The organism is Stutzerimonas kunmingensis, assembly GCF_900114065.1.
GTDB lineage: Bacteria > Pseudomonadota > Gammaproteobacteria > Pseudomonadales > Pseudomonadaceae > Stutzerimonas > Stutzerimonas kunmingensis.
Genome location: NZ_FORS01000004.1, coordinates 330,290 through 346,699 on the forward strand (window position 1 = coordinate 330,290; position 16,410 = coordinate 346,699).

Below are 16,410 nucleotides of genomic sequence, written 5' to 3' on the forward strand. Positions count from 1 at the left end.
CCTCCAGCGACACGTTCACTGGCTTTACAGCGCCTCGCGCTGCTTGCGCACCTCATCGGCGCTGACTGCCGGGGCCGCATTGCCCCAGCTGTTGCGCACATAAGTGAGCACGTCGGCGATGTTCTCATCCGAGAGATTCCAGGCGAACGACGGCATGGCCGGGCCGGTAGGTGCCGCGTCCGTACTGCCGGCGCGATTGCCGGCAAGTACCACGCGAATCATTGATACCGCGTCGCGCGCATTGACCAGCGGCGCATTGGCCAGCTTGGGAAATAACGTCGGAATGCCTTCGCCGTCGGGGGTATGGCAGGCCGAGCAGCGGTCTTCATAGAGCCCGCGGCCAGCTGTCATGATCGGGTCGTTGGGGTCCAGCGGTTCGGGCTTTTCGTGCTCGTGGTCGAGGTCCTTGAGATAGACCGCCACAGCCCTCAGGTCCTCGTCACGCCAGTACTGTGTGGAATTCTCCACCGCCTCGGCCATTGGCCCGGACGCGATGTCGTAGCGGTTGGCACCGGTCTTGAGGTACTGCACGATGTCGTCCTCGGTCCATTCACCCAGGCCAACATGCGCCGTGTTGGAGATATTCGGCGCCATCCAGCCCTGCAACTCCCCGCCTTTAAGCGAGCCATCACTCTTGTCGCCGCCGATGAGGTTTTTCGGCGTGTGGCAACTGCCGCAATGCCCAAGCCCCTGCACCAGGTAGGCGCCGCGGTTCCATTGTTCGCTTTTGTCCGCGTCGGGTTCGAATTCGCCCTCGGTGAAGTTGAGCCAGTTCCACGCCTTCATGCTCAGGCGCACGTTGAAAGGAAACGGCAGCTGGTTCGTTTCCACCTCGTTCTGCGCCGGCTGCACGGTGCGCAGGTAGGCCCAGAGCGCCAGGTTGTCCTCGCGCGTGACCTTCGTATACGCGGCATAGGGCATGGCCGGATAGAGCTGCTTGCCGTTGCGCCCGTGGCCGCGGGCCATGGTGTTCTGGAAGTCTTCGAAGGTCCAGCGGCCGATACCGGTTGCCGGATCAGGGGTTATGTTGGCGCCCAGCAGTTCGCCGAACGGCGTTTCGATCGCCACGCCACCGGAGAAAAGCGGCTTGCCGGGCAATGTGTGGCAGGCCGTGCAATCACCGAGCGTGGCGATGTAGCGACCTTTTTCCACGAGTTCGTAGGCGTCCGGAGCGGTGACGGCGTAGGCGCTGACGCTCGTCGCGACGAGCAACGCGAGGCTGGTGTTCAGGAGAGGCTTCATACGCTGATCATCTCCCCGGGACGTTTGAGGTAGTAGGTGCGGATCGCATGCGCTGCCTTGAATGCCAGTGCGCCGACGGTGCCCGTTGGGTTGTAGCCGGGGTTCTGCGGAAAGGCCGATGCGCCGACCACGAACAGGTTCGGCACATCCCAGACCTGCAGGTGCTTGTTTACCGAACTGGTAGAAGGATCAGCCCCCATGACGAAACCACCGACCACGTGGGAGGACTGATAGGACGTGTTGGACCACGGCCCTTTGCGCGGGCTGGCGACTATCATTTTCGGATTCAGCGCCCTGGCGATCTCAGCCGTTTTGTCGGTGACGTACTGCGCCATGCGCAGGTCGTTGTCGGTGAAGTCGAAGGTAATCCGTAGCAGTGGTCGGCCGTGCGGATCGGTGTAGTTCGGGTCCAGCGACAGGTAGTTGTTGCGGGTGCTGTAGTTGCTCGCTTCGCAACCGATGGACATGCTGTTGGCGTAGTACTGCACCGTCGTCTTCTTCCACTCCGAGCCCCACTTGGGCGTGCCAGGCGGTACCGGACGGGAGTTGATGGGCGCTGCGCCAATGGGCGTCACCCGCGTGCTGCCGCCGCCGACAAAGCCCAGCCCGGAATGGTCAAAATTGTCGTTGTTGAAGTCATCGATGCCCATGCCGATGGCGCCGCCACCGATGAAGGGGTTGAAGTTCTTGTCGTCGAAGAACAGCTGCACGCTGTTGGCCGTCTGGTAGGCGTAGTTGCGCCCGGTGGTACCGGTGTTGCTTAGCGGGTCGTAGGGCTGGCCGATGCCGGAGAGCAGCATCAGGCGTACGTTTTCGAAGGTGAACGCGGCGACCACGACGATATCCGCCGGCTGTTCCCATCGGTCGCCGTTGGAATCCACATAGACGATGCCAGTGGCGCGCTTGCCGGTGCTGTCCTTCGTTACCTCCAGCACTTCGCAATGGGTCTTGGCGGTGAAATTGGGCAGGCGTGCCAGCGATGGCAGCACGTTGACGATGGCGCTTGCCTTGGAATAGTTGGCGCAGCCGTAGTTGGTGCAGAACCCGCAGAAGGTGCACGGCCCCATCGTTACGCCGTACTGGTTGGTATAGGCCTGCGAAGCCAACGCCGATGGCACCGGGAACGGCGTGTAGCCCATGTCACGTGCGGCATCGGCGAACAGCACGGGCGCGAAGGTCTGCTTGGTCGGCGGGTTGGGGTACTCCCTGGACCGTGCGCCCTCGAACGGATTGCCACCGTCGACGACGTTGCCTCCTATGTTGCCGGCCTTGCCGGACACGCCGGCCACACGCTCGAAGGCATCGTAGTGCGGCTCCATTTCTTCCCAGGTGGTGCCCCAGTCCTGCAGGGCCAGCCCTTCGATGGACGCTTCGCCGTAACGCTCGACCAGATGGCTCCGGAGGCGAAACTCTTCCGGCTGAAAGCGAAAGGTGATGCCGGCCCAGTGGTTACCCGCCCCACCGGTGCCGTTGCCAGGGTGAAAGGAGCCCCAGGTACGCATCGGCAGTGCGGTTTCGCTTGGCTTGTTGCGCATCGTGCAGGTGTTCTGGCGGGTGCGCAGCATGAGCTCCTGGCGAATCACGTAGCGCAGCTCGTCGGTCACCGAGGCGATATTGAAGTCGCTGGCGGTATCACGCCAGGCACCCCGCTCGAACCCCATGACCGTCAGGCCCTCATCGGCGAGTTCCTTGGCGATGATCGACCCGGCCCAGCCGAGCCCTACCACCACGACGTCGGTTGAAGGCAGCTTTTTGGTCATATCCTTCATCCCTTGCGACTCCATGAGGAGCTGCCGATGATCGACAGCGGTACCAGATCCAGCTTCTCGTTGTGCCGGTCGATGTAGGGGCGATAGTCGTAACGGGCACCGGGGAAGCCGAGCATCTTCCAGCTGACCATGTCGCGATTGCCGCCGTAGATCGGGTCTGCGAAGAATCCCTCCATGGCGTTTTGCAGAATCTGTTCGAAGAACACCTCTGACTCGATGCCTTCAAAGGCGATATCGCCAGTCTCCATTTTCCTGAGCACCTCATCGCGCTGGTCGCCTTCCAGCTCGCTAAAACGCTTGCCGAATGTCGCCTGGCAATGCCTGCCCAACTGCTCGATACCGACCCGGTAGCGCTCGGCAGGCACCAGCTCCGAGGGCGGTTCGACCCCAGGTACAAACGGACCATGCTGATAGAGCCGCTCATAGCGGCCATAGTGGCCGGCCAGCTGGCGGTCGATGAACACTGCGCAACCCGCCTCCTTGCCGCTGACTGAAAGATCGTCGGCGGGGATCAGGCGCTCTACGATCGCCTCCACCTCCCTGGCCTCCTCGAGGGTAAAGAACTGCCAGCCCTTGGCCTCGTAATGCAGCGGGCCGTTATGGTCGAAGGGCAGCCACTGCGGTACGCCGTTGACGGTAACGGCCTTCGCGGTCGCGGCGACTCCGGCCGCCACGGTAGCGGCCGATGCAGTGAGCAGCTTGCGTCGGGTCAATCCGTTGGGGGGATTTGTAGGCATCTCGACTCCTTATGAACCAATGGATCGGGGTCGCGCGGTTTGGGAAGTTCCACTCGGAAAACGGCCCGGCGGAGCACGCTGACCGCCATGCCGAACTGTCTCGGAATGCGCGCCTAGCTGCACAAACTTCGCAACAAAATAAAGCGCCAGAGCCACGGAACCCTTGTCCAGAAGTCGGACAGCCAGACGGCGAATGACGTTCAAACCAAATAGCTAGAGCGGTTGTAGGCACTGACTGAGGGATAGGAGCAGCAGACTCGACATAGGCCTTTGGAATTTCCGACGGGTGAGCCGGACAAGCGATATGCCCGTTTGCCCTCTGAGGGCACGCTTGACGCTGCATGACCCGATGGATAGGCGCATCGAAAAAGGCTGAACATCGATGCGCCGCGGTCCTGCGGCGCATGACGTGTCAAAACGCCGCTGCGCTCTCCTACCCGCGGCTTTCCTCGCCCATCAGGGTTTAACGACCATTCCCACGCCACGCCCACGCGGGTCTGACCCGGTCTGCAAGCGGGTGCCGTCGACGCGTATCGCCTGGATATCACCCATCAGCCAGCCCTGATCCTCGAGCGTGTAACCCATGGCTTTCAGCTCGTCGGCGACCGTGCCGGTGAGGGGGGCGTGGGCGTCGTAGTAGATGGTGTCCTTCGGCAGGAGCTGATGGTGCACGCGTTGCGCGGCCACGGCTTTTTCCAGCGGCATGTTGAAGTCGTAGACGTTGTTCAGCACCTGAAAGATCGAAGTGAAGATGCGCGAGCCGCCCGGCGTGCCGAGCACCAGGCTGACCTTGCCGTCGCGCGTGACAATGCTCGGGCTCATGGAGGACAGCATGCGTTTGCCCGGCTCGATGGCGTTGGCGTCGCTGCCGACCACGCCGAAAGCATTGGCCACGCCCGGCTTGGCGCTGAAGTCGTCCATCTCGTCGTTGAGCAGGAAGCCGGCGCCCTTGACCACCACACCGCTGCCGTAGTCCAGATTGAGGGTGTAGGTGTTGCTGACTGCATTACCGTCGGCATCGACGATGGAGAAGTGGGTCGTCTGCCGCGGTTCGAGGCCCGGGCGCACCTTCTCGGTCTCGGAGATGGCCGTTGGATTGATCTCGGACGCGCGCTGCTTCAGGTATTCAGCCGATGTCAGCTTCGTGACCGGTACGTCGGAATAGTCCGGGTCGCCGAGGTAGTCGGCACGGTCGGCAAAGACGCGCTTCTCGATCTCCGCCAGCAGGTGGATGTAGCGTGCCGAGTTCAGCTCGACGCCCTTGAAGTCGGCGGCGCGCTGCTGCTTCATGCCGATCAGCTGCGCCAGGGCGATGCCACCGGAGCTGGGCAGTGGCGCGGTGTAGAGGCTGTTGCCCTGCCAGTCGACACGCATCGGTTCGCGCCATTTGACGCGGTAGTCGGCCAGGTCCGCCTTGGTGATCAGCCCGTCATCACGCTGCATCTGCGCAACCAGCAAGTCGGCGGTCTTGCCTTTGTAGAAGTCATCGGGCCCCTTGTCGGCGATGCGCTCCAGGGTCTCGGCCAGCTCCGGCTGGCGGAACGTGGAACCGGGCCGCATGCTGCCGAAGTAATCCTCGAAGTTGGTCGTACCGTTGAACAGCCCGATGGCGTCCTCGCGGTACTGGAACTGCTGGTCGGCAACGGTGAAGCCTTCGCGGGCATAGCCGACCGCCGGGGTGATGAGTTCGCTCCAGGGCAACTTGCCGAAGCGCTGGTGTGCCTCCCACATGCCCATCACGGTGCCGGGCACGCCGGACGCCTTGGCGCCAACCAGGCTCAGGTTCTCGATCACCTCGCCCTTGTCGTCGAGGTACATGGTCTTGCTGGAGGCCTTGGGCGCGACTTCCCGATAGTCCAGAAAGTACGGCTTGCCCTCAATGTACAGCGTCATGAAGCCACCGCCGCCGATATTGCCCGCCTCGGGGTAGGTAACGGCCAGGGTGAAGGCGGTCGCCACCGCGGCATCCACCACATTGCCGCCGGCCTTGAGCACCTGGGCGGCCACCTTGGCGCTGTACTCATCGGGGGCTGCGACCGCCCCGCCTTCCAGAAGCGCGCCGTGGGCGATGTGGCCGGTGGCGACGATCGCCACGCCAAGGGTCAACCTGCTGATCTGAAGCAAACGCATCGTGCTCATCCTTATTCTTGTGGTCACCGCCGCCCCGCGGTGGCTGGGCGGTTATCACCAACATAGACAATGGGGGCGAGACGTAGGTGCGCAGCGGGCTTGAGGAGAATGCCGCGCCGGCCGAGAGAGAACGCGTGCTTCCGAAATGTGCCTATGAATATGCAGGCGAAGCCTGACTGGAAAAGCCAGACCTCAATATCGGCGAGGCATGCAGACTGGATATTTGTGAAAAAAATTTGCAGCGATGAGAGCGCGCCTGCTTGGCCCGCAATCGCATCTCAGGCCTTTGTTACGCGGTTTCGTCCGCCGGCACGAGGACGCCTATCGAGCCTGGCTGTCCGTCAGCGTCCGCTCCGCGGCTGCTTACCACGGCAACCCCTCCCCGCTATACGCATAGAACCCACCACTGGCGTCCGGCCCCAGCCCATCGATTACCCGCAACAGATCCCGCGCGGCATCGCTCGCAGGCCTGCCGATTTCGGCGCCGCGGAATGGTTGTGACAGCCGTGAGTTCACCGTGCCCGGATGCAGCGCCAGCAGCACCGCATTCGGTTGGCTACGGCGCACCTCGATGGAAGCAGTCTTGATCAGCATGTTCAGCGCGGCCTTGGAGGCGCGGTAGCTGTACCAGCCGCCGAGGCGGTTGTCGCCGATGCTGCCGACCTTGGCCGAGAGCATGGCGAGCACGCCGCGCTGGCGGTCGAGCAGCCCGCTGAAGTGGCGCAGCAGCATGGCCGGGCCGAGGGTGTTGATCTGGAAGGTGGCGAGCAGCTGCGCCTGGTTGAGATCGGCCAGGCGCTTCTCCGGCATGAAGTCGGCACCGTGCAGCACGCCGGCGGCGTTGATGATCAGGTGAAACGGCCCCTGCCCGGCCACGCTGGCCGCGGCCTGTTCGATGCTGGCGGGATCGGTCAGGTCGAGCGCCGGCTCGGACGAGCGACTCAGCGCAATGACCGACGCGCAGCGCGGATCGCTGCGCAAGGCATCGACCAATGCGGCGCCGATGCCACCGGATGCGCCAATGACCAGCGCACGAAACCCTTCGGGGAATGATTCCAACGGCATGACGATCTCCAGATTTACGGTCGACGGGCGTCGGCTTCGTTGCGCCAGCGTTCGATATGTTCGGCGAGCAGGTCGGCGATGGGCAGGCAAGCGCCGAGCCGGTAGAGGTTCCAGTAATGGCCTTCTAGGGTGCGGTTGATCAGCAAGGTGCCGGAAGCCGGTTGCAGGCTGCCGAGTGCGGACATCATCAGGGGGAACAGCTCGGACAGCCGTTGATGCAGCGCCGCCTCGCGGAAGTCCCACTGCGCGCCGGGTTGCAGCAGCGGGTGCAGCATCAGGTGAATGCTTCGGTACAGCCCGTGCGGCGGCGTGCTTCCCGGCTGGCGCCCGCCCAGGGCCTGAAAGCCAGGTTCCAGCGCTTCGCTGGAGATGCCACGCAGTGCTTCGAATATCTGCACGTAGCCGGCCAGCAAGCGCGGTTCCAGGCGCAGCACACTGCCGAAATCGTAGACCACCAGCTCGCCCTGCTCGGTCCAGGCCAGATTGCCCGGATGCGGATCGGTGTGCAGCCGCTGCAAGCCGAACGCCTGCTCGGCGAGCCACTGGCAAAGGTTTTCGGCCAGGCGCTGGCGGATCTCGACCGGTGCGTGCTCGACCTCGGCCATGGAACGGGCCGGACGATCTTCCAACACCAGCACGCCGGGGCGGCAGAGCTCGCTGGCGGCAAAGGGAATGCCGAGGCCGGGCCAGTCGCCGAAGTGCGCGCGGAAGGCTTCGAGGTGGTCGCGTTCGGCGGCGTAGTCCAGCTCTTCATCGATTGCCCGCCGCAGCTCGGTGTAGACCGCCTCCAGCCGCGCCGCTGGCGTGCCGAACAACCGCCCGAGCGGCATCAGCCGACGCAGTTGGCGCAGGTCCGCTTCGCAGATCGCGTGGATACCGGGGTACTGGATCTTCATGATCAGCGCCCTGCCCTGCAGATCCCGAGCGCGATGGACCTGGCCCAGCGAGGCCGCCGCCGCGGGCTCCGGCTCGATGGACTCGAACAGTTCGTACAGCTTGCCGTCGTAGACGCGCTGCAGATTGGCTTGCAGCGCATCGAATGGCAGCGAGGGCACCTGGTTCTGCAAGCGCGCCAGCGCCGCGCTGATCGGTTCGGGCAGCAGGTCCTGCCATTGCGAAGCCTGCTGACCGAGCTTCAGCACTGGGCCCTTCATCTGCCCAAGCGCATCACCGAGCAGTTCACCGACCGGCACCCAGTCGATACGCGCCTTGCCCGGCGTGATGCGTTGCACCAGCAGGTTGCCAGCGATGCGCGCGCCGGTGCCGCCCAGTTGCAGAAACCGGCCCAGCGCCGAAGCCGACGGACGAGAGAATCGAGACATGCGGGCGACCCGCGAAGGCAAAGGCTGATCATGGGGCAGCCCGGCCCATGATCCAAGGTTCAATGGTTGCAGTCTGTTGCGCAGCGGAGGGGTTCGAAGTAGCTCAAGAGCAACGAGCGAAGCGCCCGGGGGGACCGCGCAGCAGATGGTCGCGCCGCCTGGAGAGCGCGCTGCAGCGGAGGTGCCGAGCACACTCATGCGGAACGGGCAGGCGGCTGGCGAGTCGGATTAAATGACTGCGCCCCTCGAACGTCGACCGCCAAACGCGCAATTTTCGGCACATCAGAAGCGCATCAGGCGACGATTCGAGCGGCATTCAGCCCGACCTGCCCACCAGGCGAGAAACGGGCCTGTTCCCCTCCGCCTCCGTCCTGATATGGACATGCAGGAGTGGGAACGAAGCACGCAGCGGCGCCTGCGTTAAGGAGAACGGAATGACCGATCCCACTGAGATTGCTGTCGGTATCAACCATGACGACCAACGCGTTTCCACAGGCAGTGAAGGGCTCGACAACATCCTTGGCGGTGGCCTGGACCCGAACCGCATGTACCTTTATGAAGGCAGCCCCGGCTCCGGCAAGACCACCATTGCGATGCAGTTTCTGTTGGAGGGCGTGCGTCAGGGAGAACGCGTCCTCTATGTCACCCTTTCCGAAACCCGCGCAGAGCTTGAGCTAGTCGCCAAACGGCACGGCTGGAACCTCGACGGAGTCGACATCTTCGAGCTGGTCACGCCTGAAGCCACGCTTGACCCGGAACTGGAACTCACGGTGCTGCACCCTGTGGAGATGGAGCTGAGTGAAACCACGCAGCAGGTGTTCGATCGGGTCACCGAAACCAATCCGAGTCGCGTGATCTTCGACAGCCTCTCGGAAATGCGCCTGCTGGCGCAAAGCCCTCTGCGCTACCGCCGGCAGGTGTTGGCGCTCAAGCATTTCTTCACCACCCGCAACTGCACGGTGATCCTGCTCGACGACCAGACTTCGGAAGTGGGCGACCTGCAACTGCATTCCATCTCCCACGGCGTGGTCATGTTGGAGCAGGTGGCAATCGACTACGGTGCCGAGCGCAGGCGTCTGCGGGTGATCAAGATGCGTGGCATCCAGTTTCGCGGCGGTTACCACGACTTCGCCATCCGCAAGGGCGGCCTGCGCATCTATCCCCGGCTCATCGCCGCCGAGCACCACTCGTCCTTCTCCGGTGAGCTGGCCTCGTCCGGTAATCCGGCACTGGACAAGATGCTGGGTGGCGGCCTGGAACGCGGCACCAACGCGCTGCTGGTCGGCGCTGCCGGCGTGGGCAAATCCTCGCTGGCCTTGAGCTATGCGGTCGCGGCGTGCAAACGCGGCGAGCAGGTCGCCTTCTTCGTCTTTGACGAAAACATCGCCACGCTGCTGGCGCGCGGGCGGGCGCTGGGGCTGCCCATGGAACCGTGGATCGAACAGGGGCTGCTGCATCTGCAGCAGGTCGACCCGGCCGAGCTGTCGCCCGGCGAGTTCACCGCCGCGGTCCGCCAGAGCGTAGAGGTGCGGGGGGCCGGCCTGGTGATTCTGGACAGCCTCAACGGCTATCTGCACGCGATGCCTGATGGCCGATTCCTGATTCTGCAGATGCACGAGCTGTTGAGTTATCTAGGCCAGAAAGGCGTGATCAGCATCATGGTACTGGCCCAGCATGGTCTGGTCGGGCCGATGGATACGCCAGTGGATATCAGCTATCTAAGCGATGCGGTTATCATGCAGCGCTACTTCGAGCATGCCGGCGTCGTTCGCCGGGCCTTGTCAGTGGTGAAAAAGCGCAGCGGACGGCATGAAAACACCGTTCGGGAGTATCGCCTCAGCAGCGCTGGCCTAGAGGTCGGGCCACCGCTGAGCCACTTCAGCGGCATCCTATCGGGCACACCGGAATACACCGGTGATGCGACTCAGCTACTGACAGACGAGCATGACGACGCCCACTAAACGAGAAGGCCCCATCGTAGTCGTCTATGCCCCCATCGGCCGGGACGGTCCCGCCTCGGCCGAACTGCTCAGCCGCAGCGGCATGGACGCCGTTGTCTGCCACAGTGTCGATGAGGTGCTACGTCGCGCCGAAACCGATGCCGACGCCGTTTTCATCGCCGAAGAAGGCCTCTTCGGTCAGGACCTCCAAGCACTGGCCACCTGGGTCGATCAGCAACCGGCGTGGTCCGACTTTCCATTCGTGGTCCTCACCAGCAAGCATCAACAGCCGGCAGTCGCCGCATGGCGTCAGCGCATGGTGGCGGCGCTGCGCAACGTTTCCCTGCTGGAACGCCCGGTACAAAGCATCACCCTGACCAGCGCGGTGAAAGCCGCCCTGCGCGGGCGGCATCGCCAGTACGAAGTCAGGGCATTGCTCGACGCCCGTGAGCGCGCCTCGAATCAACTCGAAGCGCTGGTCGTCGAGCGCACCAGCGAACTGGAAAAGGCCAACCAGGAATTGCGCACACAGATGGCCGAGCGCGCGCAGATCGAAGAAACCCTGCGCCAGGCGCAGAAGATCGAAGCCATCGGCCAGCTCACCGGCGGCATCGCCCACGACTTCAACAACCTGCTGATGGTGATCTCCGGCGGCCTCGACATGCTCGACCGCCGCGCCGACCCTGCACGCCGCGAGCGGTTGATGGACGGCATGCGCCAGGCCGCGCAACGCGGAAGCGCCCTCACCCGGCAACTGCTCGCCTTCTCCCGCCGCCAGTCACTGGAACCCGAGTCGGTCGACCTGGTGCTGCGCATCGGCCGCATGCGCGAGCTGCTCGACCGCAGCCTGAGCGGCGACGTGCACGTGGAAGTGCAGTTCGAGCCGGATCTCTGGCCGGTCGAAGTGGACCCTGGCGAGCTCGAACTGGTCGTCCTCAACCTGGCCGTGAATGCCCGCGACGCCATGCCCGACGGCGGCTCGATCCTGATCGAAGCCAGCAATGCACCTGGCGAAGCGGTGCTGGGCATCACCGGCGATTTTGTCCGTCTCACGGTGACCGACTCGGGCACCGGCATTCCCGAGGAGGTTCGCACCCGCGTATTCGACCCCTTCTTCACCACCAAGGAAATCGGCAAGGGCTCGGGCCTCGGACTGGCCCAGGTATACGGCTTCGCCCGGCAGTCCGGCGGCACGGTGTGGATCGAAAGCGAATGCGATCGTGGCACCAGCGTGATCATGCTACTGCCGCGCTCGGCACGTGTGCCCGATCAACCCGACGGCGAACGGCCTGCCGAAGACGACAGCTCCGACGCCTCGGCCGGTACCGTACTGCTAGTGGACGATGATGAAGAAGTCGCGGCCCTGGTCGGCGAGATGCTCGAACATCTCGGCTATCGCGTCACCCATGCCGCGAGTGCCACAGACGCGCTGGGCGCGCTGCAGGACGGCTGTCAGGTGGATATCGTGTTCTCCGACGTCATGATGCCGGGCGGCATGAATGGTGTGGAGCTGGCCCGCGAAATCCGCACCCGCGACCTCGGCGTCCCCGTGCTGCTTACCAGCGGCTACGCCGAAGCCGCACAGCAATCTGCCGCCGCAGAAGGCGTGCACGTTTTGGCCAAGCCCTACCGGCTGGAAGAACTGGCAATCTCGTTGCGCACCGCTATCGATGGTGTGGAAGTTCACTGATCCACCCCTTCCTTACGGGGCGTTCCAGGCGGGTCGGCCAATCCGTCAGCCCACCTTCAGCCGAGGCGACGCGTAGGTGTTCCCGCTGAAGTTCGGTTGGTTCGATGCCGTCATTGGTCTGTAACGTCGTAACAAGCCGGCGCGCCTGCGGTCTTCTGACTAGGCCCGACGAAAGCAACGGGCCATACATGATGCCGAACCCGCATTGACTCTTGCTCCGATCAGGAACTTGCTTCGTGTCGATACGCGCCCGTCTCATCTGGCTGGTCATCGCCGTCATCGCACCGGCGCTGGCCTTCGCGCTGTTTGCAACCTATTCGGTTTACCGAGCGCAGTCACAGCAGATCGACCAAAGTATGTACGAGACCACTCGCGGCGTAAGTCTTGCCGTTGAGCGCGAACTTGATCGCTTCGGCGCAGTGGTCACGACGCTGGCCGCCTCGCCAACACTGGTGAGCGGCGATCTGCGCGCGTTTCATGAACGTCTACAGCAGACCGTTCAACCGATAGCCACCGGCGTTACCATATTCGACCCGAACGGCGTGCCCCTGGCTGATACGGACTACCCTTTTGGCGCGCCGTTGCCGATGCCACCGAGCCTGCCAGGCTTCGAGAACACCCCGCTGCTAGACGTCAGTCCGATGTTTCGCGACCCGTTGACGCGCGTGCACAGCGTCGCCATTCACCGCCCGGTGATGCGTGACGGCCGAGTCGTCTACTACCTGACCATGAAGTTTCCGGTCAGCCGCATCGAGGCCCTGCTGCAAGCGCAGGAGCTTCCCGCGCGCTGGCTTGGTGCGGTGCTGGACCAGACACACACCATCGTTGCGCGCACCCGTGACCCCAGCAAACATGTTGGTGAGGTTGCGAGCGCCAACTTCGTCACCGACTTGCGCGAGGCTGTCGCTCGTGAAGGCAAGCTGAGCTCTGTCACCCGAGACAATCAACATGTGGTTTCTTTTTTCAGCCGTGGCGAAAGTTCAGGCTGGACGGTACTGATCGGTATCCCCCGTGAGGATCTGCTCGCCAGCGTATTGAAGCCCATCGGAACCGCGGCCATCGGCATCCTGCTGGTGCTCGCGCTGGCGATTGGACTGGCCATTGCGCTCGGCCGCACCATCACCCGCCCCTTGACTCAACTGGACCAGGCAGCCGGTGCCTTGGCCCAAGGGGAAGTCTTCGAGGCACCTCGGACCGGCATGGACGAGACCGACCGGACCGCGCAGGTACTTGCCCAGGCCAGCAAGACCATTCACCGCTCGAGCCAGGAAATGGCAGAGCGGGTCGAGGAAGCCGTCGCCCAGGCCGAACGCTCGCATCGGGCGCTGCTACAGGGCCAGAAACTTGAAGCGCTGGGCAACCTCACCGCGGGTATATCGCACGAGTTCAATAACCTTCTGCAAAGCATGACCGTCGGCTTGCAGCTGGCCGACATGCTGAGCCCGAACCCCCGAGCCAAGCGCGCCATCGAGGCATGCCAGCGTTCGGCTCAACGGGCTACCCGCCTTACGCGGCACCTGATGACCTTCAGTCGAAACCGCACCGGAGATGTCGAGCAGGTCGACTTGCGCGCATTGATTCTCGGCATGCACGAACTGCTGACCGGCGCGTTGCCCAATAACGTCGTTCTACAGCTCGACTTGCCGGACCGCCCCTGGCCGGCGGCGCTGGACCCGGTGCAATGCGAGCTGGCCATCCTCAACCTGGCGATCAATGCACGGGACGCCATGCCAGACGGCGGTCCGTTGAGCATCAGCCTGCACGACGTGGCGCATGGAGACATCGCCCTGCCAAGCCTGGGGACAAGGACCTATCTCGCCGTCGACGTCCTCGACACAGGTTGTGGAATGAGCAAGGAGGTCCAGGCGCGGGCATTCGAGCCTTTCTTCACAACCAAGGCCATCGGCGAGGGAACGGGCCTCGGTCTGGCGCAGGTCTATGGCTTCGCGCACCAATCAGGCGGCGCGGTAGCGATCGACAGCGAAGTCGGCAAGGGCACCCGCGTCCGCCTCCTGCTGCCACGCGTCGAACACCGCAGCGAACCGGCTGGCCCGGTAGAGAAGACACCGGAACGTGCCAACCGAACCACACGGGTACTCCTGGTCGACGACGACGCCGAGGTGCGCGAGGTGGTGATGTCTATGCTTGAGGAACTGGGCTATTTGGTCGACGAGGCGCAGGACGCGGATTCAGCCCTGGCCAGGCTCGCCGATGACACGCGCCCGCCTATCGATGTGCTTCTTTCGGATATCGTCATGCCCGGACGGCTGGACGGGGTTGGTCTTGCGGCGGAAGCTCAAGACCTATATCCCGAACTGCCCATCATCCTCGCAACTGGCTACACCGAGCGTCTCGCCGCCGAGCACGGACTGCGTGTTCTAGCCAAACCCTTCACCAGCCAGACCCTGGCCGAGGCCCTTCTCGACGCGGTCAATACACCCTAGAGCGAGGCGGAAGGCGCTCATGACTGACGCCTTCCTGTTTGCCCGAAAAAATAATTGCCTTTTCTGCGGCGGGATAACCGCACCTATATGGTGCGCGAACGCCGCATAATTTCTGCGTCAGATTTGAAAACTACACAACGCCGGCCGCTCGCAGTGCACCTTTCAGAAACACCTTCCGCCTCTTTTTGAAGCACCGGAAGGTGATGCCGAAACGGCATCGGCTTGCTCGATAATCTCTGCTTTTGCGCACGGCCGGCTCGGTTCGATACTGCGCTCGCCGACCGCCATTCCGCGTCGGCAGAGCAGGATCGAGCCATGAATGAATCCCTTTGTGCCCGCCATCTCGAAGCCGCCGCGCTGCCGCTGATCGATATCGCCGGGCTGTTTTCTCCCGACCTTGCCGAGCGCACTGCCGTGGCCGAACGCATCGGCGCGGCCTGTCGCGAGGTCGGCTTCTTCTGCGTCGCCAACCACGGCGTCGACCCGGCGCTACAACAGGCGGTGTTCGAGCAGGCGCGGGCCTTCTTTTCCCAGCCGGAAGCAGGCAAGCGTGCGCTGGACAAGGTGTTCTCGAACGCCAATCGCGGCTATGAGCCGTTGCGCGGTCAGGTGCTGGAAGCCGGTGCGCCGGCCGATCTCAAGGAAGGCTTCTATATCGGCGAGGAGTTGGCCGAGGACGACCCGCGGGTACTGGCCGGTCGCTTCAACCACGGTGCCAACCAGTGGCCAACCGAGCTTGCGGACTTTCGCCCGACCATGGAGCGCTATCGCGATGCGATGAACGCCCTCGCGGCACGGCTGATGGGCGCCATCGCGCTCTCGCTGCAACTGCCGGAGGAACATTTCGCCGGCTTCTGCCGCGACTCCATGAGCACCCTGCGCCTGCTGCATTACCCGCCGCAGCCGACCAACGCCGCGCCCGGCGAGAAGGGCTGTGGCGCGCATACCGATTTCGGCGGGCTGACGCTGCTTCTGCAGGACGAGAACCCCGGCCTGCAGGTCTGGGATCGCCACAGCATGAGCTGGATTCACGCAGCGCCCGTGCCGGGCACCTATGTGGTCAACCTTGGCAACATGATCGCCCGCTGGACCAACGACCAGTACCGCTCGACGCTTCACCGGGTGGTCAACATTTCCGGACGGGAGCGCTATAGCGTGCCGTTCTTCTTCAGCGGCAACCCGGACCATCTGGTCGAGTGCCTGCCGACCTGCCTCGCGGCGGGTGAAGCCCCTCGCTATCCCGCCGTGACGGTGGAAGAACACCACCGCGAAATGTACCGGAGGACCTATGGCTGACATCGTCCTCATCCACGGGGCCTGGGCCGGTAGCTGGGTCTGGGATTCGCTGCAGGATGGCCTGCGCGATGCCGGACACAGACCCCACGCGATTGATCTGCCGGGCAACGGCCATGACGCCACGACACTCGCCGAAGTCTCGCTGCAGCGCTATGTCGAACACGTCGGCGCATTGATCGAGACGCTGCCTGGTCCGATTCAGCTGGTGGCGCATTCCGGCGGCGGCGTCACTGCCACTGCCGTGGCCGAGGCTTATGCCGAGCGCATCGCCGGGGTCGCCTATGTCGCCGGCATGATGCTGCCCAGCGGCATGGGCTTCGGCGAACTCTGCGCCGAACTCGCCCGCGACTTCCCCGAGGTCAGCGGCATCGGCCCTTATCTCGAAGCCGCGCCCGGCGGCAGCCGCGTACCGGCCGATGCCGCCTGCGCCGTGTTCTTTCACGATGCACCGGCACAGGCCGCCATCGCTGCCGCACGCCGCCTGACGGTGCAGCCCGATGGTGGCCGCGATATCGCCGCGCATTGGACCACCGCGCGTTTCGGTCGTCTGCCGCGCTTGTACATCGAAGCCGCGCAGGACCGCTCCGTGCTGCCACGGGTGCAACAGCGCATGCAGCAGCTGGTGCCTGGCGCCGAGCGGGTGGTGCTCGATTGCGGCCATGCGCCGCAATTGGCCATGCCCGGCGCGCTGCTCGCTGCCCTGCTGGATTTCTTCGCTCGCCATCCTCATCCCGGGCACTGACCCGTTTATTGCATCGCGCTTATCACGCCGAAC

Annotated in this window: 11 protein-coding genes; 5 read left to right on the plus strand and 6 right to left on the minus strand. The window is 63.9% G+C overall.

Annotated features, from left to right (window positions below; translation table 11 throughout):
• Positions 1–24: 24 nt before the first annotated feature.
• The 6 genes from BM275_RS12675 to BM275_RS12700 all read right to left on the minus strand — a co-directional run bounded on the left by BM275_RS12675 (position 25) and on the right by BM275_RS12700 (position 8,265).
• A complete protein-coding gene (locus BM275_RS12675; protein ID WP_090521456.1) occupies positions 25–1,242 on the minus strand; it encodes a cytochrome c in 1,218 nt (405 codons plus the stop codon).
• Positions 1,239–3,002, minus strand: coding sequence for a GMC family oxidoreductase (locus tag BM275_RS12680; RefSeq protein WP_090521690.1), 1,764 nt, complete (start codon positions 3,000–3,002; stop codon positions 1,239–1,241). The genes BM275_RS12675 and BM275_RS12680 overlap by 4 nt, the downstream gene beginning before the upstream one ends.
• Positions 3,003–3,007: 5 nt before the next feature.
• Positions 3,008–3,748 carry a gluconate 2-dehydrogenase subunit 3 family protein gene (locus tag BM275_RS12685; RefSeq protein WP_090521459.1) on the minus strand — a complete coding sequence of 247 codons (741 nt, stop codon included), beginning with the start codon at positions 3,746–3,748 and terminating at the stop codon, positions 3,008–3,010.
• A gap of 456 nt (positions 3,749–4,204) precedes the next feature.
• Entirely contained in the window at positions 4,205–5,878 is a 1,674-nt protein-coding gene (gene ggt / locus BM275_RS12690; RefSeq protein ID WP_090521461.1) for a gamma-glutamyltransferase, read from the minus strand.
• A gap of 363 nt (positions 5,879–6,241) precedes the next feature.
• Positions 6,242–6,943, minus strand: coding sequence for an SDR family NAD(P)-dependent oxidoreductase (locus BM275_RS12695; RefSeq protein WP_090521464.1), 702 nt, complete (start codon positions 6,941–6,943; stop codon positions 6,242–6,244).
• A 14-nt stretch (positions 6,944–6,957) separates the two neighbouring features.
• Positions 6,958–8,265 carry an ABC1 kinase family protein gene (locus tag BM275_RS12700; protein WP_090521466.1) on the minus strand — a complete coding sequence of 436 codons (1,308 nt, stop codon included), beginning with the start codon at positions 8,263–8,265 and terminating at the stop codon, positions 6,958–6,960.
• A gap of 434 nt (positions 8,266–8,699) precedes the next feature.
• On the opposite strand from BM275_RS12700, the gene BM275_RS12705 reads away from it, so the two are divergent.
• The 5 genes from BM275_RS12705 (at position 8,700) to BM275_RS12725 (ending at position 16,377) form a co-directional block, all read left to right on the plus strand.
• The gene (locus BM275_RS12705) at positions 8,700–10,226 is read left to right on the plus strand and encodes an ATPase domain-containing protein (RefSeq protein ID WP_090521469.1); all 1,527 of its coding nucleotides are present in this window, start codon (positions 8,700–8,702) and stop codon (positions 10,224–10,226) included.
• Complete coding sequence (locus BM275_RS12710) at positions 10,210–11,895, plus strand: ATP-binding protein (protein ID WP_185749550.1); 1,686 nt, start codon at positions 10,210–10,212, stop codon at positions 11,893–11,895. The genes BM275_RS12705 and BM275_RS12710 overlap by 17 nt, the downstream gene beginning before the upstream one ends.
• A gap of 236 nt (positions 11,896–12,131) precedes the next feature.
• Entirely contained in the window at positions 12,132–14,339 is a 2,208-nt protein-coding gene (locus BM275_RS12715) for a hybrid sensor histidine kinase/response regulator (RefSeq protein ID WP_090521470.1), read from the plus strand.
• A 315-nt stretch (positions 14,340–14,654) separates the two neighbouring features.
• The gene (locus tag BM275_RS12720; protein WP_090521472.1) at positions 14,655–15,635 is read left to right on the plus strand and encodes an isopenicillin N synthase family dioxygenase; all 981 of its coding nucleotides are present in this window, start codon (positions 14,655–14,657) and stop codon (positions 15,633–15,635) included.
• Positions 15,628–16,377 carry an alpha/beta fold hydrolase gene (locus BM275_RS12725; protein WP_090521474.1) on the plus strand — a complete coding sequence of 250 codons (750 nt, stop codon included), beginning with the start codon at positions 15,628–15,630 and terminating at the stop codon, positions 16,375–16,377. Before BM275_RS12720 ends, BM275_RS12725 begins: the two co-directional genes overlap by 8 nt.
• Positions 16,378–16,410: the final 33 nt, after the last annotated feature.